Genomic DNA, 22,192 nt, shown 5'->3' with positions numbered 1-22,192 from the left:
GAAGGGGAAGCGCGGAGCTGCTTGCGATTAAGTGATACAAAAATAGGAGATAAACATCAAGGACTTGCGTTTATCTCCTGTTCATTCCCTTTTGGATCGGAGTAGCGTGTTGTTATTCTACTCGTTTGTTGATCGCGATATGGCCCACGTAGCCCAAGACGATCAAGACCAGACCTGTCAGTAGAATACCATTCGTCATACCTCCCGTTAGAAACGGTACAGCTAAAACCGCTACACCGATAATGAGCACGAGCACTCCTAGATTTTTTATTAACTCATTCATGGTTATAGATATTTTATGATTATTTCCTTTTCTACCGCAAATAAAGCAATAATAACCCGATCGTGAAAATATTTTCGGAGAAAAATAATGAAACGATTGAAATTAGCTTCTATATTTGTGTTATAATAGAGATTCGCGTATGGGGAGAATACTTTACATCGTTTATTTATGGCTGTTTTTTGTACCTGTATTTCTGGTACTGACTATACTTACGGCGGTGACGGTTATCATCGGTTGTCTGTTGGGGGGAGAGAAAATCTTCGCATATTATCCGGGTATGATCTGGTCTCGGTTGACGTGTTATTTGGCGCTCTGTCCGGTGACAGTAAAAGGACGTGAACATATCAATCGGAAACAATCGTATGTTTTCGTCGCCAATCATCAGGGTGCGTTTGATATTTTCTTGATATATGGTTTCTTAGGCGTTCCCATTAAGTGGGTGATGAAAGCGGGTATCGCTAAGATCCCGTTTGTCGGGACTGCTTGTCGTGCCGCCGGTTTTATCTTTGTCGATAATTCTACTCCGAAAGCTGCCGCACGTAGTGTGTTGGAGGCGGAGCGTTGTCTTCGGAATGGGGCCTCTGTGGTTGTCTTCCCGGAAGGCTCTCGTACGTATGACGGGAAGATGATTCGTTTCAAGAAAGGGGCTTATCAAATGGCGCTGGATCAGCATTTGCCCATTATTCCGATCACTTTAAACGGGCCGTTTGATGTCTTGCCAATCGGGTCGTTGAATGTCCGTCGTCATCGGATGGAGATGGTGATCCATCCGGCGGTTTCTACTGATCATATAGATGCTTCCCACAAAGGAATGCAAGCGTTCGCCGATCAGACTCAGGGAATCATCGCGTCCGCCTTGTGGGAAAAATATAAGTAAGTCAGTCTATTATTTCCAGCTTTTCAAGATACCGCGTTTCGCTACTTTCAGGCTGAATCCGAAATTATCGCCAAACATGGAACCGGCATCAGCCGCCAGAGATCCTGTGAATTCCCATCCCGATAAACAGGGATGTTGATAAGAGATATCTAAAAGTCCGGAAGCTCCTCTTTTCTTGTGAAGGAAAGGGGCGGCATGTCTACCCCAACTGTTCATCACGGTGACCAATACCCGATAAGATACTTGTGAGGAGATAGCGCCTTCCGCACCGAAATGCCAGTCGCGAACACGGTTGTTCTTGAATCCTAATGAACCGGCCTCGTTATACTCCGGGCTTGTGATCAGGGGTGAACCTATCGCCCGGTTGAAATAAGAGGCTCCGGTAGTGTATTCTCCGTTGTTATAATAACTATCACCGCCGCCACCTACGCCGGGATGTAAATCGTGATCAAAATCGATGAAGTGGAATTGTCCGCTTTGGTCTCTCGTAACCAGATACTCTACGACAACCCTACGCAACCAGGGGAATTTCGGCAAATCCAGTTGTCCCCCCCATAATCCGTCGGTATTGTTTATGAATATCATACCGGATTTATCCTCGAAGAAATGCTGGTAATAGGCGGATACTTGCCAGCCGGCTTGTGTAAACGCCAATTTGAAATCGTAAGAACCGTAATGATTACCCAGTACATTGATCTGATCGGATACTGTCGCGTCGTCACCTCCTTCACTGCCACAAACAACCCGGATAAGGTCCTTGATGGATTGAGGCTGTTTCCCGATCTTCGGGTTGGTCGAGGTCCCTCCCCATTGTGCCCAATGCTGTACACCGATTACACCGGATAACGGAAAATCATCGCGTGTATCCTTGATCTGTACAAATAATGATTTATGATGCCACAAAACGTTATCTACATAGGTCTGCTTATTATTTGTGAAATTCGCCAGATAATCCTTGTCGAAAGAACGGCCGACCGCGAAATCGCCCTTGATTTGCATCCAGCCTTTCGTGAAAGGAACGACGGTAAATTCCGGAATACTGATATTCACTTCCGGAATCGGGCGGGCATTGGCCGATTGTACGATATCACCCGAACTGAGCCAACGATCCCAAAGTGAGCGATAGCGCTCCTTGCTTCCGACACTCAACAGCAAGCATTTGTAACCGAGCTCGGCATATAGTTGTTGGATAAAGAAATTGCGATGACGAGGAACCGCGGCCACGACATCTAATCCGGCTCCCCAGTGAAAACCTTTGCCAAAAGATTGATTATGGAATACTCCCGCGTTCAAATATCCGTTATTCGCTTCCAAAGGAACAATTCCGTATCGATTGCTAACCATCCAGAAAGGGGTGTTATCGCCACTGGCTACCGATCCGAATATCTCGGCCTTGTAGGTAGTCGCTTCCGGAGTTGTCGCTTCTTCTTGAGCGAAACCAACCGTAGCCATCCCCAGACAAGTCAGGCCTATAAAAATTGATCGCACTGATTTCATGTATATATAAATGTTTTGTCCGGGCGCAAAGGTAAGGATTTATATGTTTGGTGCAACCCTTATTGTCTCTTTAACCATTCGAATATAGCCTGATAGGCATCGTCCCGATAGGGCTTTTGAGATAAGATCAGATCGTGGGTGCCGTTTGGAATGGTATCTCTCGTGACGTTGGCTCCTAATTTCTTCCCGTATTCTTGAATGTCTTGAACATCCAAGACGATGTCGGTGGTTCTGTATTCCTCATGCCATGTCTCTGTCTCCGGGAAAGATTTGCCGGAAGACAACACCAATATCGGACAATCCAGTTTTAGCCCTTTTTGTACCGTCTGTTGCGCTTCTTGTATGGCTTTGATCCATCCGGCTTTTTTCGGATGCCCGAATGGCATTTTCCAGTTCGTATCAAATTCCCATTCTCCTTTATACGGCTTAAGCAGGCTATAGGCGTAATTCGGGCTCCCCGGTCCTTGTACGGTAAGATTCGGGAATAGTCTCCCGACAAACGCGACGGTTGGGAGTACGACGTTCTCCATAAACCATCCGAAATTCCAATCCAGAAAAGGACTGTTCAGGATAAGTCCGTCTATCGGTAACTCTCCTTTTTTACTACTCAAATAATAAGGTGTGATCAATCCGCCTGTAGAATGTGCCATTAATAATACCCGTTCATTGCCTTCGGACCGGATGGTGGCTAAAGCGGTATCTATATCCGCGAAATACTCTCTCAGGCTCTTACAAAAGAAGGGGTTTTGATGGGGCAATATCGAACGCCCATATTTCCGCAGATCCATCGCGTAGAAATTATACCCGTGAGCGTTTACGCTATCTCCTAATTGTTTCTGGAAAAAATAGTCATTATAGCCATGGATATACAGCACGGCCTGTTTTACGCTATCCGGTTGAGCTTTCTTGACCAGTGTGCAAACCACCTTCCCCTCATAATCATCCGGCATCCGGAAGGTGCGGCGCAAATAACCATCTCCCAATACATCGGGCACGTATTGGGCATATGTCACGGATACGAGAACGCAGAGATATAGGATCGTGTAAAGTTTTCGTTGTCTCATATTATTAATGTATAGGATTCTTCCTGTATTATAAAAAAAACAGAGTTACGAAGATAATGTTTATTCCTGTCTCAACTTCTCTTTTTTTGAAGTAAATCTTACATTGCCATCTAATGGATGTTTTATGAGCCAAGTAAGCCCGCTTACTTTTCGCGGGCAATACCTAGTGTTATTTCAAAGGAAAAAAGTGCTCTTATTTTGTTATTTCTATAAAGATAGTTACCTTTGTCTCTATGTTAAGGATAGTAACACATATTGAACGCTTGTTGCTGGCACATGATTGTGTGATCTTGCCGAAGTTTGGTGGTTTCGTGCGGCAAGCTTTTCCGGCGACGTGTCAGGAGGAGGAACATTTGTTCCGGCCGATGCGTAAAGAGGTTGTGTTCAATGGTACGCTACAGCATACAGATGGCTTACTTTCCGAGTCTTATATGCGGGTGTATGGCGTTGATTACCGGAAGGCTCAGTTGATGCTGGAAGAGGATATCGAGGCTTTGAATGTTTCTTTGGAACAAGACAAGCGGATAACATTAGGGCGAATCGGGACTTTTTGCATAGGAGAGGAAGGGCAGACCATTTTTACGCCGGGCGATTCCGGAGTGTTCAACGCAGATTCGTATGGTTTGTCATCGTTTCATTTTCCGGTTTTGCGATCGTTGGAGGAAGAGCGGGAAGAGGTGGCCTTACTTACGGGCAAGAAAAAGAAAGATGTGTTCTATATCCCGGTTAGTCGTAAGTTGATACGGGTTGTCGCGGCATCAGCCGCGGCCGTCGCGTTGTTCTTCGTGGTTTCGACTCCTGTGGAAGAGGTGAGCCAGTCCGCTTATACAGCCAGTTTTGTTCCTACGGAGATGGTAAATTATAGCTTTGAGGAACCGATTTCTCGGCCGGAGGAGATTCAAGTATCCCTAGCGGACGAGATGATGGCGGAGGTAACACCAAAGGAGGAAGCTCTTAAGGACGCTGAGACTACCAAAGCGCCTTCAGCTCCCGAGGTGAGGAAAGAGGTCGCTGTACCCGCTCCGAAAGTGGAATCCGTGGCATCGAAAAAGATGTACCATGTCGTGATAGCGAGTTTCCCGACAGCGGAGCAAGCGAATGAGTTTATATCCGGTGTAGACCGCACCCAATGTAAGAATGTTAACACGGTGGTTCGTGACGGTAAATATCGTATTTACGCGGATAAGTTTAATAACCGGGCGGATGCCGAGAGTTATATGGCAACACTTCGAAAAATAGAAAAGTATAAAGATGCTTGGCTGTTCATTAGCCGTTAATGAAAAAGCCTGGTCGAAAGATCCTGCTCAAAATTCATATACTTGGACTTTCAGTTAGACACGAACAATAAGGAGTTTCAGGATGCCTTGCAACTGATCAGCCACACTCGCCAGTCTGTTTTCCTTACGGGGAAGGCCGGGACCGGTAAGTCTACTTTTTTGAAATACATTTGCAAGCATACAAGGAAAAAGTATGTGGTGCTGGCTCCTACAGGGATCGCGGCCATAAACGCGGGCGGAGTTACCTTGCATTCTTTTTTCAAGCTCCCTTTCCGGCCGATGTTGCCGGATGATCCGGATTTAAGTTTGTCGCAGGGCCGTATTTTTGATTTTTTCAAGTATCCGAAGGAGAAACGGAGGATTATCGCGGAGGTCGATCTGATCATCATTGACGAGATCTCGATGGTGAGGGCGGATCTTATTGATTGCGTGGATCGGATCTTGAGGGTCTACTCCGGCAATATGCGATTACCTTTCGGCGGGAAACAGCTATTGTTTGTGGGGGATGTCTTCCAGTTGGAACCGGTTGTTCCGTCGGATCAAAAAGAGATATTGAGTTTGTTCTACGCGAGCCCTTTCTTTTTCTCGGCTCGTGTATTCAAGGAGATTCATTTAGTGCCGATCGAGTTACAGAAAGTGTATCGCCAGACCGATTCTGTTTTTATCAATATATTGGATCGGATTCGTAATAATGCCGTTAGCAAACAGGAATTGGATACGTTGAACGGTCGTTATTTCCCGTCTTTCGAGCCTCAGAACGAGGATATGTATATCACGTTGGCCACTCGCCGGGATCAGGTTGATTTTATCAACGAGAAGAAGTTGGCCGAGCTTCCCGGGGAAGAATATGTCTCCGTGGGAAAGATCGAAGGGGATTTTCCGGAATCCTCATTACCTACCCAGTTGAATTTATCGATCAAGGAACAGGCGCAGGTTATTTTTATCGATAATGATTATGAGCGTCGTTGGGTAAACGGAACGATTGGTATGGTATCGGGTATCGATGAGAATGGAAATGTTTATGTCTTGCTGGAGAGCGGTGTAGAGCATTTGGTTGAACCTACCTCATGGCGGAATTATAAATACAAATATAACGAGAAAGAGAAACGGATCGAGGAAGAGATTGTCGGTACGTTCGAGCAATTGCCGATTCGATTGGCTTGGGCGATCACGGTGCATAAGAGCCAAGGCTTGACTTTTAGCCGGGTGGTAGTTGATTTGACCGGGGGAGTATTCGCCGGGGGGCAGACCTATGTGGCGTTGAGCCGTTGTACCTCATTGGAGGGATTGGTGCTAAAAAGCAAGATCTCTTCCCGGGATATCTTTATCCGGAAAGAGATTGTGGAATTCAGCCGAATATTCAATGACCGAGCATTGATAGCGCAAAGTCTCGAGGAAAGCGAGGCGGAGCTGCAATATTGCCGGGCGGCTCAGGCTTTTCGGCAGGGTAATGTGAAAGAGGCGGTCGAGGCTTTTTCCGCCGCCGTATCTAAACGGAATGAATTGGATAATCCGATGGTGCAACGGCTGCTTCGTCTGAAATTGCAAATGTTGAACAGCCAAAAAGTACAGATCAAGGCTTTGAGGGAAGAGTTGCATTCGCTTCGTAAGGCGCAGAAAGAGTATGCGCATGAATATTACTTGATGGGAAACGAGTGCATAACGAAGGCCCATGATGCGCATGCCGCTATTCGTTGTTTTGATAAAGCCTTGAATTTGAACCCGAGTTATGTGGAAGCCTGGGTACGCAAAGGGGTTACCTTGTTGGATATAGGCGAGGACTATGACGCTCAGGTTTGTTTAAACAAGGCGGTAAAATTAAATCCGAAATCTTTTAAGGCCCGCTATAATCGTGGGAAATGCCTGTTGAAGCTCAAATATTACGATGAGGCTATTCTGGATTTCGGGCAGGCGGTAAGTATCAAACCGAAACATGCGGCTTCCCACGAATATCTGGCGGAGGGCTTCCGGGCGATAGGAGAGAACGAATTAGCCCGGCGGCATCAAGATATAGCGGATGCCTTGCGGGGTGGAGGAGATCTATGATTGAAATGGAAAAGGCGGGAAAATTTGTTTCCCGCCTTTTTTATGGTTATATCGCTTGATTAATTAAAGATGTAACGGATACCAACCTGCATTTTCCAGCATTCGGTGTAGATACGGTTATAAGAATAGGTCTCGGTCGGATAATCACCATTGACCTTATACATGGAGAAAATCGGAGTCCTGTTATCATCCATACCTTCATATTTCAAGATACGGCAATTGTTGGAAGAAGATGCGTTCTTCATCACACCCCATTTCGAGTTGATCATATTTCCGATATTCATGAAATCAAGGCTCAATTGGAAATGATGTTCGGTTTTACCTGCCTTGAACGAGAAATCTTCCGTAATACGAAGGTCGAAACGATGTACCCAAGGTGCACGTGCGGCATAAGCTTCCGCATATTCTCCCTTGTGATTCTTTAAATAAGAATCTTGGTCTACGAAGTTCCAGAAAGCGGTTCGGTCTGCTTCATTCTTGAATTTGATCTCACTATCATCTTTCGGGATATACATCATATCGTTATTGATACCGTCGCCATTCATATCGTTCGTGTAAGCGAAGCTATATCCGGCAGCGGAATAACCGGAATAGAACAGATTTAAGCTTGTTTTCCTGAGCAGACCTTTGTGGCGGAAGGGTAGATTGTAGTTGACCGATGCGATTACCTTGTCGGGCACTACGTACCGTGAACGTTGTACGGTCGCGAAATTCGGTCCGTCTATCGTCAACATTCCCTGCCATGTAGATACAGGGTCGCTACCCGGAAGACCGGAAATTTCTTTGGATTCCGTGTGCGTATAAGCCAACATCATGTTCAAGTCCTCTACGGGTTGAGCGTTAACCGTAACATTGGCGGTATAACCATATCCTTTGGATGTGTTAGTTAATACAACCGCGTTCTTGCCGGATACATACGTATAATCAGATGGATAAATCAAACGATTATCCGCTCCGTTAAAATGTTCCCAATTTGACGGATCCTTGATGTTGATATTCTCAATGGTTACGGCATTGAGGTTCTTGTTATAGATGAACTCGCCGGTTACGGACAATGGGAAGGAAGTAGGGAGCTGGTAATCTGCGGCCAAGGAGGTCTTCCATATTTGCGGCATCTTGAAGTCGCTCTCTACGCCGGAGATCTTAGAACCGGCAACCGGATTCTCTATCGTGGTAGGAAGATCGAATTTCTTGATTACGTCGTCTATATTCGTAATCATGCCGCCAGCCAATTGATCCAGACGGGAATCATGACTTGCCGCAACGCCATTCTCATATTTTGTGCCGAATACTACGGCATTTTGTAGCATATTCGAGTTTGTCGGCATATTCGTAAAGAATACCAAGGGTAAACGTCCGGTAAATATACCTGTACCACCACGTACTTTCAAGGAATTATCCTTGAATACATCCCAGACAAAACCTGCACGTGGAGAGATTTGCATCCTGGACTTGGGCCATTTGCCGGTGTCGATATGTTTGCCGCCGAAATCAAGATCGTAGATCGCGTCGTTCCGTTGAAGATCACTATTGTCGAAAATTAAATCATCGAAACGTATACCGTAAGTTAACTTCACGTTCGGGCGAATGTTCCACTCATCTTGTGCGTAGAATCCGATCTGGTTAAAAGTAACCTGGGCTTTCGGGTCGGAAACTCCGTTATAACCGTATGTCCATGCGAACGTTTCAGGAGCGGCACCGTTCAGGAAATCATCCAAGCTGTTGTAGCGATAATATCCCGTACCGTTGCGCATATAAGCATTGCTGGCAAGTTGGTGCTCGAAACTGATACCCGCCGTGATCTTATGGTCGCCGGCAAAGTAAGTGAAGTTATCGATAACACTTGTGATCCTATTCTTCACGCCGTTGTTGTAGGTAAATAATTCATGTCCGGCGCTCATATAAGGCTCCATGATCTGGTTACCTTCCGCATCTTTACCTGCCAGGATATCAATGAAGGGGAAAGGGGAAGAGTTGGTTCCGCGCATATCCTCGATATTCGTGTAAGTGAAAAGTAACTGATTGGAAATCTTATCAGAGAAGCGGCTGTTCAAATCAGCGGATACGGAAGACACTTTATTGTCTTGGGAATACATGCTGCTGGCAAAAGACATGGATTGATAACCTACACGGCTTGTATTATACAAACGAGAGCCGGAACCACCATCCATGGAGTTGGCGTTAGGAGCGTTCCATGCGGTATTCTTCGTATAGTTGTAGCGTACGCTCAATTTATGGCCATTCGTAATATTCCAGTCGATGCGACCCAACAATTTCAAATTCTTCTCGTCCGCGGGGAAATTCGTGGCTGATCCTGTGTCATAGCCATATTTATCCCTTAGAAAATCAGATACTTTTTGCATGTCGGAGAGTGTCGTCCGGGATATATAGTTATTCTCGTCCGGTTGCTCTCCTTCAGCACGAGGTCTCCATTTGATCACTTGTTGCGGTTGTTTTTCCATTTCCACATTGGCGAAGAAGAATAATTTATTCTTGATGATCGGACCGCCGAACGTAGCTCCGTAAATCGTTTTGGATTCCTTGGCGCGTGCGCCTAAGTCTTCTCCATCGATTGAGTTTCCTCGCATATTCTGGTTCTGGAAGTAAGTGTAGGCTGAGCCTTTGAATGTGTTTGTACCGGATTTGGTGATAGCGTTGATACCGCCGCCAATGAAGTTTGTCTGGCGGACATCGAACGGGGCGATTACTACTTGTACTTCCTCGATAGCGTCCATAGAGATCGGGTTGCCGCCTCCGGGAAGTTTATCCGAAAGGCCAAAGTTGTTATTAAAGTTCGCTCCATCCACCGTAAAGTTCGTAGAACGGCCATCGCCACCGGCAAAACTCATATTGGAGGCATAAGGAGAAAGGCGTGCGATATCGGAGATACTACGGTTAATGGTCGGTAAAGAGGTGATCTGTGACGAGGAGATATTAGTTGTCGCACCTGTCTTTTCTGTATTGAACTTCGTTTTCTTCGCGGTGATTACGATCTCGTCCAAAACCTCGGAAGATTCATTCAACTCAACGTTCAAGTTGTAGTTTTCTCCCAATTGCAAGGTAATGTCGGAATAAACGGCAGATTGATAACCGATGTAAGAGATCGTAACTTTGTACGGACCTCCGGTACGCATACCTTGTAAGGAAAAGCGTCCGTCAATGTTCGTGATCGTACCATAGTTTGTCCCAGAAGGTTCGTGAACCGCCAAAACGGTCGCACCAATAACGGGTTCATCTTGAAACATAACTGTTCCACTCATACTGGCTGTTGTTACCTGTGCTCGTGTCGGGATAACAAACAAGAAACTCAGTACAGCCAAAAGGAATAGCGCCTGTAAATGTCTGCTCATAATTTAAATAGTTAATGTAATAAAAACTTTCGCAAAGTTATGTGTTATTTTCCAATATCATTGCATGTTTCCTGTTTAATACTTGTTTCATGTTCATGACGTTACTGTGACAGGGCGGAGCTGAGCGACATAGACGCTTTTCCCGCATATTATTGGAATTGTGGATGTGGTTGGTTGAGAATAATAATCCGAAGATCGGTGAGAGGAATGTTAATGCTATGAATATTATAGATGGTATGTGACAAAAAAAGACATCTAATTCCTATCTTTGCGCCGATATGCAAAAATATTAGAATTTATAAATACTGTTTGTATGAGAAAAACTTATCTACTTTTAGCGTTGCTTTTGTTGTGCGTGGGAATATCCATACATGCTCAGGTGACGACGGCGAGTATGAGTGGTAGGGTCACGGATACATCATCGGAGGCGATGATCGGAGTGAATGTCAAGGCTACGCATACGCCAACGGGTACCGAATACTACACGATTACCCAGCCTGATGGTTCTTATTTTTTTAACAACCTTCGTATCGGAGGCCCTTATGTAGTAGCGTTCTCTTATATTGGATACAATATGGAGAGCCGGACAGGAATAAACTTGGTTTTGGGTGAGGATCTGAAACTGAATGTAGTAATGCGGGAAGATACCCAAGCGCTCGACGAGGTAGTCGTGGTCGCGGATAAGAATCCCATTATTTCAGGAAGTCGTACAGGTGCGCAGGAAATCATCACGCGGGAGAAGATGGATAAGCTGCCTACGATTAACCGCTCTTTGGATGATTTTGTGAAATTAACTCCGATGAGTAGCGGTAAGAATTTTGGCGGTGTCTCTTATCGGTTTAATAATGTGACGGTGGACGGCGCTTCCTTTAATAACTCGTTTGGCCTGTCTTCTGCTCTTGGAGCTCCCGGGACGGAACCGATTTCTTTGGAGGCGCTCGAGCAAATACAGGTGATGATCGCTCCTTTTGATGTCCGAAACGGTGGGTTCACGGGCGCGGGTATCAACTCCGTGACGAAATCCGGTTCTAATGAGTTTCATGCTTCGGCATATATGTACACGAAGAGTCCGTCGATGATGGGATATCGTGTGAAGGATGAGACGATTGGTGTTTCGGAGTTCTCTAATCACCAATATGGTATCAGTTTATCCGGTCCGATCATCAAGAATAAATTATTCTTCTTCATCAATGGCGAAATGGATCGCCTGGAGAAACCGATTTCTTATACGACCGCTAATTCCGCGGCAGACGCGGCAGTTTTGCAGGGCTTGTCTGATTTCTTAGGTGATGAGCTTGGTTATAATCCAGGTAAATTCGACGTGAATAAGACAAATACTCAAGCGGATCGGATCACGGCTCGTTTAGACTGGAATATCAACTCAAATAATGTGTTGAGCTTAAAATATTATTATTTGAAATCGTTTAATACGAATAACCCTTCCACTTCCGGTGCGCCGAATAACGGACGGGGGCCGAATGCGTTCGCTATCCCGTTCTCTTCTTCTTTCTACCGGACGAATAATAACTTCAATATTTGGATGGCCGACTTGAATACGACTCTTAATGACCGTATGTCTAACTATTTGAAGATTGGTTATTCCCGTTTGCGTGATTATCGCGATATGGATGGTGGCTACTTCCCACAAGTGGATATTTTGGATGGTGATAACAATGCTTATACGACTTTTGGAACAGAGGCAAACTCCTATAATAACCGGTTGAACACGGATATCTGGCAGATACAGGATAACTTCCTGATGAATTTCGGTAAACATCAGATTACGGTCGGAACGCAAAGTGACTATCGTGCCTTTAAGAATGGTTTCGCTCAAAACTATCCCGGTTCTTGGGTGTTTAACTCTGTCGATGATTTCAAGTTCAACGTATTGGCTACAAAACAATACATGGCCGCTCATAGCGGAAGTGTACAAGGGTTTGATATCCGTGAGTTTAATCCGAAAGATTTTGGATTTGGTTCCCACGTGACGGGTATTACGAATTCTTCTTCTACGGGATATCAATACTATGCGCAAAGATATTCGATGACGGATGAGTTTCCATTCGCCGAGATAAATGTATTCCAGTTGGGTTTGTATGCCCAAGATAAGTGGACGGTAAGTGATAAATTGAACTTGACGTTAGGTTTACGTGTCGATGTTCCGTTCTTTATGACGGATTTACCATCGAATGATAAGGTAGCCGCTGAGACTTATCGGGATGGTATCAAGATCGATGTCTCTGAATATCCGGACGCAAAACCTCAGTTCTCACCTCGGTTCGGTTTTAATTACAAACCGTTTGACGACGAGAATGGAAGTTTGCAGATCCGTGGTGGTACGGGACTTTTCACGGGTACTCCTCCGTACGTATGGATCAGTAATCAAGCCGGTAACAATGGCGTTTTGTTTGGTGACCTGAATGTCCGGGCGGTAAAGGATAAAAATGATAACATCATTAGCGATGGCAGACCTTCGCTGGGTTTCACCGGAAATATAGATACTTATAAACCGGCGGAAGGTAGCGCTACTCGTTCGGATATAGCGATTACGGATCCGGACTTTAAATATCCGAGCTTATGGAAAAGTAATATCTCCGCCGATTATAAGTTTGGTGACGGTTGGGTCGCTACCGTAGAGTTGCTGTACTCAAAAGACATTAACGCTATTTACCATGACAATATCGGGTTGTATCGGACCGAGCAATTTGTAAATGACGGTGGAGCGGGTAATGCACGTCCATATTATAATGGCTATTATAGCGATAGAGAAGGAAATCAAAAGGCTGCGAATCACGTCGTGATGCTGCGTAATACCAGCAAAGGCCATTCGCTTTATACGACCTTCCAGTTACAGAAAAACTTCGTTGATGGAATCTTGAAGGGATTGTATTTGAATGGATCTTACTCGTTCGGGCAGTCTAGAGGGGTAACAGACGGAACATCGTCTGTGGCGACTTCCGCTTGGAAGTATCGTGCGGCCTTGGACGGAAATGCGGAAGAAGTAGGCTATACGGCAGGTTCTTTTGATGGTCGTTTGTTATTGTCCGCCTCTTATACGGCTAACTGGAGTAAATATGCGGCGACAAGTTTTGGTTTGATCTATCAGCGTTATCGTCCGTTCCGTTATTCTTATTGTTATAATGGTGATGCGAATGGCGATTCTCAGTTCTCCAATGACTTGATATATATCCCCGCGAATTTTGACGAGGTAAAAGATCATTTGTTACCAGGCGGTTTCGATAGCCAAGAAGATGCCTGGAAAGCGATGAATGCCTTTATCGAGCAAGATCCTTATTTGAGCAAACATAGAGGTGAGTATGCCGAACGTAATGGCGCTGTCGCTCCGTTTGCGAACCAATTGGATTTGAGCGTTTCTCATGATATAAAGATTTACCAGAAGAATGGTCGCCCGCATACCTTGCGTTTTAGTTTCAATATCGCCAACTTCTTGAATTTGTTGAATCGTAACTGGGGTGTGGTACAAACAACCGTTTTGGGTAATCAGCAATATCAGTTCTTGACGGTTCCGAAAGGACAAGGCCCGAGCGCGGCGAACAACTATACGTTGAAATATACGATGGCGGAAGGTTTGGATGAGACCTTCAAGGATAATTTGAACGATGTATCTCGTTGGCAGATGCAGTTTGGTATCAAGTATATCTTCTAAGAGAAAAATCTTTCATTAAATAAAATGTAATAATTAGAAGAGGTTCACTACCTTTGTGAACCTCTTTTTTAATTGAATGGTATGTGGAATAATCGTGTTGAGTTCTTACTCGTTAGTTTCTTTTGTATTTGTTCATTGGCTTTTACCGGTTGCCAAACGAAAAAACAATCGGATCGTTATGTCGTAGTTTTATCAATGGACGGTTTCCGTGCGGATTATCCGTCACGAGCTCATACTCCGACGCTGGATTCTTTGGCAAATGTAGGGGTCCGCTCCACGTTTCGCCCGTGTTATCCCAGTGTGACTTTTCCAAATCATTATAGCATGGCTACCGGATTGTACCCGGATCACCATGGTTTGGTAAATAATTCCTTTTATGACGCAGAGCTTGATAGTTCGTTTCGGATGGGAAATCTTGATCCGCAATTTTATGGTGGAGAACCTATTTGGAATACGGCGGAGCGCCAAGGGGTTCGTACCGCTTCGTTCTATTGGGTAGGTAGTGAGGTGCCTTTGGCGAGTGGGCAGCCTTCGATATGGAAGCCGTTCGATAAATCGGTTCCTTTTTCAGATCGTGCTGATTCCGTGATCTCTTGGCTGAAGTTGCCGGAAGATATACGTCCTCATTTGATTATGTGGTATATGGAGGAACCGGATGCGATAGGCCATTCCGCTACCCCGGATTCTTCGGCGACCTTGTGTGTCGTGGAGAACTTGGATAAAGTCTTGAATCATTTTTTCACGGAAGCCCGTAAGCTGGATATTTTCGATAAGATCGATTTTATCGTTCTTTCGGATCATGGAATGGCCACTTATTATCCTGGGAAATATGTGAATTTGAATGATTATTTACCCCTGGATAGTTTCGATTATGTTTTTGATGGCGTTCCTACATTGTTGTATCCAAAGAAGACCTATGTGGATACCGCCTATGCGATCTTACAGAAAGTGCCGAATATAACGGTATGGAAGAAAAACGAGATTCCTGAGAAATTTGTTTACGGAAAGAATCCTCGAGTCAGTGATTTAGTTGTTTCTCCACACATTGGAACGTATGTGCAATTCCGTGAGAAATCATCTCCCCGTTATGCGGCGGCGCACGGTTACGATAATTTTACGCCGGAGATGGAGGCTATATTCTACGCGGCAGGCCCCTCGTTCAAGAAGCATGTGGAAGTCCCGCAAATGGCGAACGTGAACCTTTATCTGATGATTGCGCGCTTATTGAATATAGAACCCGCCCCCAATGATGGGGATAGCGCTGTCGTCCAGCAGTTATTTAAATGATAGGATTTCCACAGGACTTCATGATTTACCGCGACCGCCATGCGGTGATACCGCAGCGGCTTCGCGGTCATGTGAATATGGCGAAGCCGGCTGCCAGCCGCGATAACAGGTTCCATAAATGTCATTTAAAAATAAAAGTTGGTACCCGGACAGAAGATAGGGTGGCTGCTGTTGCTATCAATTTCAATCTTATTTTCTCTAGCGAGCCAACCGATAGCAGACCATAGATCCGCATCTGTTAGAGCGGATTTTGCTCTCAACGCCTCAAAACTCCAATGTTGGCCATCTGAAAGCAAGTTCCAGACAGCTCCTGCATTTAATCCGATCGATCCTTTTGTCATGATAAAATCTGTTTTTATGTTTATGGTAGATAGTGCTTATATGGTTATAACAGATAATATCCGGTAAAAGTATGTTGCGTTGAGATAAATAATCTCAAAAAACAAAAATTTCTTGATTTGTTGAATTTTATTCCTTGAAGTCAGCGAATATGGATTCATCGTATACGTTGTGCTCCTTTTTATCATGGAATGGATACCATACTTGCGCAAAGAACGGATTGCCTTTAGCGATCTCGTCGTAATTCCAAGGGAGAGGTAAACATTCCGGACACCAATGGCCTCCTAACAATACTAATGAGGGAGAGGCCTTAAAACGGTGACCGAATTGGCATTCCCAATCGAGTGGAGTCGATAAATCTCCTTTTGACATGGCCGGGGACAAGCATTTCCCTCCCCTGAATTCCGCGGCTTTACGCATATCCTCGATATCCCATTCCGACTTCGGTTTACTTTCATCATAACCATGATCTAGAAAGACGGGTGTTTCGGAGGGGCGTTCTGTCCGGATCTTATCCCAACCTGGGATCGCTAGCCAATCCGCATACGAGCCAAAATAAGCGGATATACGATCTGGGTTTCTGTCCTTGATCCAGTTACGGGTTCCCAGTCCCGGCTTTTTAGCGATGGCTCCCATACCCAGTTTTATGAAGATAGGAGGGACGATCTTTGCCAGGTGAAAATACCAAGGGACTTGGCGGGCCATCCATTTAAAATAATCGTCGCAAGTTTGGTCGCCGCGGAAATGCAGATACCCTTCCAATAGATCGGAATCGGTATACCATTGTCCGTGGAAATTACGGATAGCGAACCAGTTCGGTTCGAATATTTTCTCCGGGGCGGGACAGCCGATCGCTTTTAACAATTTACGCTCAAACTCATAATTCGTCAGGCGGAAAGACGGACCACTACTAATATTATAGAAACGGTTCCAAAACTCATCCGGCACCTCCTCCTCGCATACATTCGCTAGTAGGCGACCGGAATCCTCGGCGGTAGCCCATTCCAACACGCCATCTAGCGGTACGTGGAATGTGATAGGATCCGAGCCCTTGAATAATAATTCGGGACATAAGATACCGGTCTGGCGAAGGCATGCCCAATGTTTAATACCCGACTCCACGAAAATACGTTCGGCTATTGTCTTTGAGATGGCATAATGGTCATAGACACTTATATTGATCGGATCTCCCGTACGTCCCCAATGAACCGGTGCGTTACGGTGGCCGGTTTGTGCCACGGAGCCGATATAGACTACCTTGATCTGATCGGCGTTCGGTTGTGCTCTTACGGCATCCGCGATATATTGGGCGGCGGTGGTGTTTACTCTCAAAGTCTTTTTAGGGAAATAATCCGCTGCCGGGGAAACTATTCCACCTACATGCAATACGTAGTCCGCCCCCGTTACTCCATTCAGGACATCTTGATAATTTGTCAAGTCTCCCCACACGATACGGATCCCTGCCATGGCCTCATAGGCGGCCAATTTCTCTTTATTGATTTTACTCGGACGAGCCAAGAGTGTTATATTAAAACGATCTAACCGCTTGGACAACTCGACCAATCCGGCATGACCCATCGTCCCAGTGGCTCCGGTCAGAAAGACGGTCTTTTTACTTTTCATGATATAATTTAGTGTAATAAAAGACTTAGGATAATACTATCGGGTAGCGAAGATAGATAAAAAAAAACTCCCAACCAACAGATTGAGAGCCTTTGTAGTGGATACGAGAATCGAACTCGTATTGCATGCGTGAGAGGCATGTGTCCTAACCGTTAGACGAATCCACCGATTTACGTTTTGTTGACTTCTTGTAGTGGATACGAGAATCGAACTCGTATTACATGCGTGAGAGGCATGTGTCCTAACCGTTAGACGAATCCACCCCCAAATTGTCAACTCCGTTTTGTTTTAACGCTGCAAAGGTAGGCATATTTTTGAAATAGGCAATAGATTCGATGAAAAAAAGTGTGCGAATCGTCTCTTTTCTGGTTAAAAAGAGGGATGAAGTGACCTTCAAATCATCAAAAGTACTCGATCCGTGTCGCTTTTTCATGCTTTTTTCATTGTTGATACTGTTTATTTATTCTACCTTTGCCTACTGTAATATTTGATAGTGAACATTACTAATACCAGTTTAATAAACAACTAATATTATGGCAGAACTAAAAGAAAAACTTTTCTCAGAATTCGCTCCTGTGTCTACTGAAGAGTGGATGGCGAAGATAACGGCCGACCTGAAAGGGGTTCCGTTTGAGAAAAAGCTTGTTTGGAAGACAGGCGAAGGATTTAATGTAAATCCTTTCTATCGTGCAGAAGACATCGAGGGCTTAAAGACTACAGTGTCTCTTCCCGGTGAATTCCCTTATGTCCGCGGAACGAGGAAAGATAACGATTGGAAGGTACGCCAGAACATTGAAGTTTGCTGCTTCAAGGGTGCTAACGAGAAAGCGCTTGACCTTTTGACGAAAGGCGTTACTTCTCTTGGCTTCATCATCAAGGGTGATGAGGTAAACGAGGAGAACATCGCTGTTTTGTTGGAAGGTATTTGTCCGGCTTCCGTAGAATTGAACTTTAATACTTGCAACTGCAAAGCGGAGAAATTGATCGGTATCTTGGCTGACTACTTCAAAGGCAAGGGTGTCGACGCAGAGAAGTGCTGCGGTTCTGTAAACTATGACGCTTTCAAGAAACCTTTGGTAAAAGGTAAAGAAAACAGTGAATGGGTAGAAGGTGCCGCAGCTGTGCTCAAAGCTGGACAGGCTCTGCCGAACTACCGTGTATTGGCTGTAAATGCGTTCCTTCTCAACAATGCCGGCGCTTACATTTCTCAGGAATTAGGTTACGCCTTGGCTTGGGGTAACGAATTGATAGCTAAACTTACAGAGGCTGGTTTCACGGCTGACGAGGTTGCCAAGAAGATCAAATTTAATTTCGGTATCAGCTCTAACTACTTCATGGAAATCGCTAAGTTCCGTGCGGCTCGTTGGTTGTGGGCCGAGATCGTAGCCGCTTATAAGCCGGCCTGCGAATGCGCTTGCAAGATGGTTGCTCACGCACAGACTTCAGAGTGGAACATGACGGTTTATGATGCTCACGTAAACTTGCTCCGTTCTCAGACTGAGGCTATGTCTGCCGCTCTTGCCGGTGTAGACTCGATCACGGTCCGCCCGTTTGATAAGATTTACCAGACTCCGGACGATTTCTCTGAGCGTATCGCACGTAACCAACAATTATTATTGAAGGAAGAGTGTCACTTGGATAAGGTCGTTGACCCGTCTGCCGGTTCTTACTATGTAGAGGTGTTGACGAATTCCTTGGCTGATGTGGCTTGGAAGTTGTTCTTGGAGGTTGAGGAAAAAGGAGGATTCTCCGTCGCGGTGAATGCCGGCGAGATCCAGAATGCCGTTAACGCTTCGAATGTAGCTCGTAAGAAAGCGGTTGCTACCCGTCGTGAGATCCTGTTGGGTTCTAACCAATATCCTAACTTCACGGAAGTAGCTGCCGGTAAGATTCAAGAAAAAGGCTCCTGTTGTTGTGGCGGTGGTCATTGCGGTGAGGCAACGATCCCGGCTCTTGATTTCTCCCGCGGTGCTTCAGAGTTTGAGGCTTTGCGTATGGCGACAGAGAAGAGTGGCAAGACTCCGAAGGTATTCATGTTGACGATCGGTAACTTGGCGATGCGTTTGGCTCGTTCACAGTTCTCCGCTAACTTCTTCGCTTGCGCCGGATATAAGATAATTGATAACTTAGGCTTCGATACGGTTGAGGCTGGTGTTGAGGCTGCTGTCAAGGCGGGTGCCGAGATCGTGGTCCTTTGCTCCAGTGACGACGAGTATGCTGAATTCGCTCCTGCCGCTTACAAGGCTTTGGCCGGACGTGCCGAATTCGTTGTAGCCGGAGCTCCTGCTTGCGCGGACGACTTGAAGGCTCAAGGTATCGACCAGTTCGTAAATGTAAAGAGCAATGTGCTTGAGACAATGAAAGCATTCAACGCTAAATTAGGAATCGCTTAAGTATAAACAATCATGAGACCAAATTTTAAAAACATAGACATAAAGAATGCCGGATTCGCAGCTACGAACGCTGTCGAATGGGCAAAAGCCAATGGCATTGAGCCCAATTGGAAAACACCCGAGCATATCGAGGTGAAACCTGTATATACAAAAGAAGACTTGGAGGGTATGGAGCACTTGAACTATGCTTCCGGTTTGCCTCCTTATCTACGTGGCCCGTACAGCGGTATGTACGCTATGCGTCCTTGGACAATTCGTCAGTACGCAGGTTTCTCTACCGCCGAGGAGTCTAATGCTTTCTATCGCCGTAATTTGGCTTCTGGTCAGAAAGGTTTGTCCGTCGCGTTCGACCTTCCGACTCACCGTGGTTACGATGCTGACAACGAGCGTGTGGTTGGTGATGTGGGTAAAGCGGGTGTATCGATCTGTTCCTTGGAGAACATGAAAGTGTTGTTCGATGGTATTCCTTTGAACAAGATGTCTGTTTCCATGACCATGAACGGCGGTGTGCTTCCGGTATTGGCATTCTATATCAACGCTGGTTTGGAGCAAGGAGCTAAGTTGGAGGAAATGGCCGGTACGATCCAGAACGATATCTTGAAGGAGTTCATGGTGCGTAATACCTATATCTATCCGCCGGAGTTCTCCATGAAGATTATCGCTGATATCTTCGAGTATACCTCTCAGAAGATGCCGAAGTTCAACTCTATCTCTATCTCCGGCTATCATATGCAGGAGGCTGGTGCTACGGCAGATATCGAGATGGCTTATACGTTGTGCGACGGTATGGAATATCTTCGTGCCGGTATCAACGCCGGTATCGATGTGGATGCGTTCGCTCCTCGTTTGTCTTTCTTCTGGGCTATTGGTGTAAATCACTTCATGGAGATCGCCAAGATGCGTGCGGCTCGTATGTTGTGGGCGAAGATCGTGAAGAGCTTTGGCGCCAAGAACCCGAAATCATTGGCATTGCGTACACATAGCCAGACTTCCGGTTGGTCATTGACCGAGCAAGATCCGTTCAATAACGTAGGTCGTACTTGTATCGAGGCTATGGCCGCAACATTAGGACATACACAATCTTTGCATACAAACGCATTGGATGAGGCGATCGCCTTGCCGACCGATTTCTCCGCTCGTATCGCTCGTAATACACAGATTTACATTCAGGAAGAGACTAAGATCTGCAAGGAGATCGACCCATGGGCCGGTTCTTACTATGTAGAGTCTTTGACGAATGAGTTGGTACACAAAGGCTGGGCATTGATCCAAGAGATTGAAAGCATGGGTGGTATGGCGAAAGCTATCGAGACAGGTCTTCCTAAGATGCGTATCGAAGAAGCTGCCGCTCGTACACAGGCTCGTATCGACTCAGGTGTTCAGACCATCGTTGGTGTTAACAAATATCGTTTGCCGAAGGAAGATCCGATCGATATCCTTGAGATCGATAATACAGCCGTACGTAACGAGCAGATCGCCGCTTTGAAAGAGTTGCGTGCTAACCGTGACGAAGCCGCTGTTCAAAAAGCTTTGGCTGATATCACCGAGTGCGTGAAGACGAAGAAGGGCAATTTATTAGAGTTGGCTGTTAAGGCTGCCGGCTTGCGTGCGTCATTGGGAGAGATCTCCGATGCTTGTGAGGTTGTTGTAGGTCGTTATAAAGCAATTATTAGAACTATTTCGGGCGTGTATTCATCAGAAACTAAGAAAGACGCAGACTTCCAGAAAGCTTGCGAGCTTTGCGAGCAGTTCGCGAAGAAAGAAGGCCGTCAGCCTCGTATCATGATCGCTAAGATGGGTCAGGACGGACACGACCGTGGCGCTAAGGTTGTCGCTACCGGTTACGCTGACTGTGGTTTCGACGTAGATATGGGACCGTTGTTCCAGACTCCGGCCGAGGCTGCCCGTCAAGCTGTGGAGAACGACGTTCATGTAATGGGCGTTTCTTCCTTGGCCGCCGGTCATAAGACGTTGGTTCCACAGGTTATCGAGGAGTTGAAGAGATTAGGTCGTGAGGACATCATCGTTATCGCCGGCGGTGTAATCCCGGCTCAAGACTATGACTTCTTGTATAAGGCAGGTGTTGCCGCTATCTTTGGCCCGGGTACTTCTGTATCGAAGGCTGCTTGCCAGATCCTTGAGATCTTGTTAGGCGAATAAGTAGCGTTTAAACCTTACGGTTTTCAATAAAGAGAGGCCGGACAATTGATTTTGTCCGGCCTCTCTTTAGTAGTATGACGGGCATGCCATACATCTGTGGTGAAAGTCCATAAGGGGCGTAGTTGCCGACGAACCCTAAAGCGACTTGCAAGTTTCAAGCGGCGACGCTTGGGAGAGAAGAGGCAATAGCGAAATCGTGGCTTGACGAACAGAAATCTGATACCAAGGCGTATCAAGCGGACAAACTGGCTACAGACAGCGAAGTTCCCAAAGGCAACCGTAACCTTGATGCGTAAATCAGGCAGGTAAACGAGGAAAGATGTATGGCT

Annotated in this window: 13 protein-coding genes and 2 tRNA genes; 7 read left to right on the top strand and 8 right to left on the bottom strand. The window is 45.8% G+C overall.

Annotated features, from left to right (window positions below):
* Nucleotides 1-112: 112 nt before the first annotated feature.
* Entirely contained in the window at nt 113-283 is a 171-nt protein-coding gene (locus tag G7Y39_RS10985) for a hypothetical protein (protein ID WP_165157514.1), read from the bottom strand.
* Nucleotides 284-422: 139 nt separating this feature from the next.
* Between G7Y39_RS10985 and G7Y39_RS10980 the strand changes: the two genes are divergently transcribed.
* On the top strand, nt 423-1,160 hold the full coding sequence (locus G7Y39_RS10980; RefSeq protein ID WP_165157513.1) for a 1-acyl-sn-glycerol-3-phosphate acyltransferase: 738 nt from the start codon (nt 423-425) through the stop codon (nt 1,158-1,160).
* Between the two features lie 9 nt (nt 1,161-1,169).
* Here the strand turns inward: G7Y39_RS10980 and G7Y39_RS10975 are convergent, their stop codons facing one another.
* The gene (locus G7Y39_RS10975) at nt 1,170-2,657 is read right to left on the bottom strand and encodes a capsule assembly Wzi family protein (RefSeq protein ID WP_165157512.1); all 1,488 of its coding nucleotides are present in this window, start codon (nt 2,655-2,657) and stop codon (nt 1,170-1,172) included.
* Nucleotides 2,658-2,716: 59 nt separating this feature from the next.
* A complete protein-coding gene (locus G7Y39_RS10970; protein WP_165157511.1) occupies nt 2,717-3,721 on the bottom strand; it encodes an alpha/beta hydrolase in 1,005 nt (334 codons plus the stop codon).
* Between the two features lie 233 nt (nt 3,722-3,954).
* On the opposite strand from G7Y39_RS10970, the gene G7Y39_RS10965 reads away from it, so the two are divergent.
* Both G7Y39_RS10965 and G7Y39_RS10960 read left to right on the top strand, forming a co-directional pair.
* Nucleotides 3,955-4,998, top strand: a complete 1,044-nt coding sequence (locus G7Y39_RS10965) for an SPOR domain-containing protein (protein WP_165157510.1) — start codon at nt 3,955-3,957, stop codon at nt 4,996-4,998.
* Between the two features lie 42 nt (nt 4,999-5,040).
* Complete coding sequence (locus G7Y39_RS10960; RefSeq protein ID WP_165157509.1) at nt 5,041-7,044, top strand: tetratricopeptide repeat protein; 2,004 nt, start codon at nt 5,041-5,043, stop codon at nt 7,042-7,044.
* A gap of 59 nt (nt 7,045-7,103) precedes the next feature.
* Here G7Y39_RS10960 and G7Y39_RS10955 read toward each other — a convergent pair whose 3' ends face one another.
* Nucleotides 7,104-10,394 (bottom strand): TonB-dependent receptor, encoded by a 3,291-nt coding sequence (locus G7Y39_RS10955; RefSeq protein ID WP_165157508.1) that lies wholly within the window; start codon nt 10,392-10,394, stop codon nt 7,104-7,106.
* 313 nt (nt 10,395-10,707) lie between these two features.
* Here G7Y39_RS10955 and G7Y39_RS10950 point away from each other — a divergent pair, with 313 nt between their 5' ends.
* Together G7Y39_RS10950 and G7Y39_RS10945 are read left to right on the top strand one after the other, a co-directional pair.
* Nucleotides 10,708-14,061 (top strand): TonB-dependent receptor domain-containing protein, encoded by a 3,354-nt coding sequence (locus tag G7Y39_RS10950; protein ID WP_165157507.1) that lies wholly within the window; start codon nt 10,708-10,710, stop codon nt 14,059-14,061.
* 81 nt (nt 14,062-14,142) lie between these two features.
* The gene (locus G7Y39_RS10945; protein ID WP_165157506.1) at nt 14,143-15,348 is read left to right on the top strand and encodes an ectonucleotide pyrophosphatase/phosphodiesterase; all 1,206 of its coding nucleotides are present in this window, start codon (nt 14,143-14,145) and stop codon (nt 15,346-15,348) included.
* A 125-nt stretch (nt 15,349-15,473) separates the two neighbouring features.
* Here G7Y39_RS10945 and G7Y39_RS10940 read toward each other — a convergent pair whose 3' ends face one another.
* From G7Y39_RS10940 to G7Y39_RS10925, 4 genes are all read right to left on the bottom strand, one after another.
* Nucleotides 15,474-15,689: a winged helix-turn-helix domain-containing protein gene (locus tag G7Y39_RS10940; RefSeq protein WP_165157505.1), complete on the bottom strand. Its 216-nt coding sequence runs from the start codon at nt 15,687-15,689 to the stop codon at nt 15,474-15,476.
* Nucleotides 15,690-15,816: 127 nt separating this feature from the next.
* Nucleotides 15,817-17,310 carry an NAD(P)-dependent oxidoreductase gene (locus G7Y39_RS10935; RefSeq protein WP_165157504.1) on the bottom strand — a complete coding sequence of 498 codons (1,494 nt, stop codon included), beginning with the start codon at nt 17,308-17,310 and terminating at the stop codon, nt 15,817-15,819.
* 95 nt (nt 17,311-17,405) lie between these two features.
* Nucleotides 17,406-17,477, bottom strand: a tRNA-Glu gene (locus tag G7Y39_RS10930).
* A 24-nt stretch (nt 17,478-17,501) separates the two neighbouring features.
* A tRNA-Glu gene (locus tag G7Y39_RS10925) sits at nt 17,502-17,573 on the bottom strand.
* A gap of 270 nt (nt 17,574-17,843) precedes the next feature.
* Between G7Y39_RS10925 and mutA the strand changes: the two genes are divergently transcribed.
* Together mutA and scpA are read left to right on the top strand one after the other, a co-directional pair.
* Complete coding sequence (mutA, locus tag G7Y39_RS10920; RefSeq protein ID WP_165157503.1) at nt 17,844-19,703, top strand: methylmalonyl-CoA mutase small subunit; 1,860 nt, start codon at nt 17,844-17,846, stop codon at nt 19,701-19,703.
* 12 nt (nt 19,704-19,715) lie between these two features.
* Nucleotides 19,716-21,863, top strand: coding sequence for a methylmalonyl-CoA mutase (scpA, locus tag G7Y39_RS10915; protein ID WP_165157502.1), 2,148 nt, complete (start codon nt 19,716-19,718; stop codon nt 21,861-21,863).
* Nucleotides 21,864-22,192: the final 329 nt, after the last annotated feature.

The organism is Parabacteroides sp. ZJ-118, from assembly GCF_011038785.1.
GTDB lineage: Bacteria > Bacteroidota > Bacteroidia > Bacteroidales > Tannerellaceae > Parabacteroides.
The sequence above is the reverse complement of the archived record's forward strand: the minus strand, read 5'-3'. Positions and strand labels throughout refer to the sequence as shown.

Bases quoted from the DNA above. Each gene is read 5' to 3' on its own strand.
- mutA (WP_165157503.1), top strand. From the start codon at position 17,844: ATGGCAGAACTAAAAGAAAAACTTTTCTCAGAATTCGCTCCTGTGTCT.
- scpA (WP_165157502.1), top strand. From the start codon at position 19,716: ATGAGACCAAATTTTAAAAACATAGACATAAAGAATGCCGGATTCGCA.
- G7Y39_RS10970 (WP_165157511.1), bottom strand. From the start codon at position 3,721: ATGAGACAACGAAAACTTTACACGATCCTATATCTCTGCGTTCTCGTA.
- G7Y39_RS10975 (WP_165157512.1), bottom strand. From the start codon at position 2,657: ATGAAATCAGTGCGATCAATTTTTATAGGCCTGACTTGTCTGGGGATG.
- G7Y39_RS10955 (WP_165157508.1), bottom strand. From the start codon at position 10,394: ATGAGCAGACATTTACAGGCGCTATTCCTTTTGGCTGTACTGAGTTTC.
- G7Y39_RS10950 (WP_165157507.1), top strand. From the start codon at position 10,708: ATGAGAAAAACTTATCTACTTTTAGCGTTGCTTTTGTTGTGCGTGGGA.
- G7Y39_RS10940 (WP_165157505.1), bottom strand. From the start codon at position 15,689: ATGACAAAAGGATCGATCGGATTAAATGCAGGAGCTGTCTGGAACTTG.
- G7Y39_RS10935 (WP_165157504.1), bottom strand. From the start codon at position 17,310: ATGAAAAGTAAAAAGACCGTCTTTCTGACCGGAGCCACTGGGACGATG.
- G7Y39_RS10965 (WP_165157510.1), top strand. From the start codon at position 3,955: ATGTTAAGGATAGTAACACATATTGAACGCTTGTTGCTGGCACATGAT.
- G7Y39_RS10945 (WP_165157506.1), top strand. From the start codon at position 14,143: ATGTGGAATAATCGTGTTGAGTTCTTACTCGTTAGTTTCTTTTGTATT.
- G7Y39_RS10980 (WP_165157513.1), top strand. From the start codon at position 423: ATGGGGAGAATACTTTACATCGTTTATTTATGGCTGTTTTTTGTACCT.
- G7Y39_RS10985 (WP_165157514.1), bottom strand. From the start codon at position 283: ATGAATGAGTTAATAAAAAATCTAGGAGTGCTCGTGCTCATTATCGGT.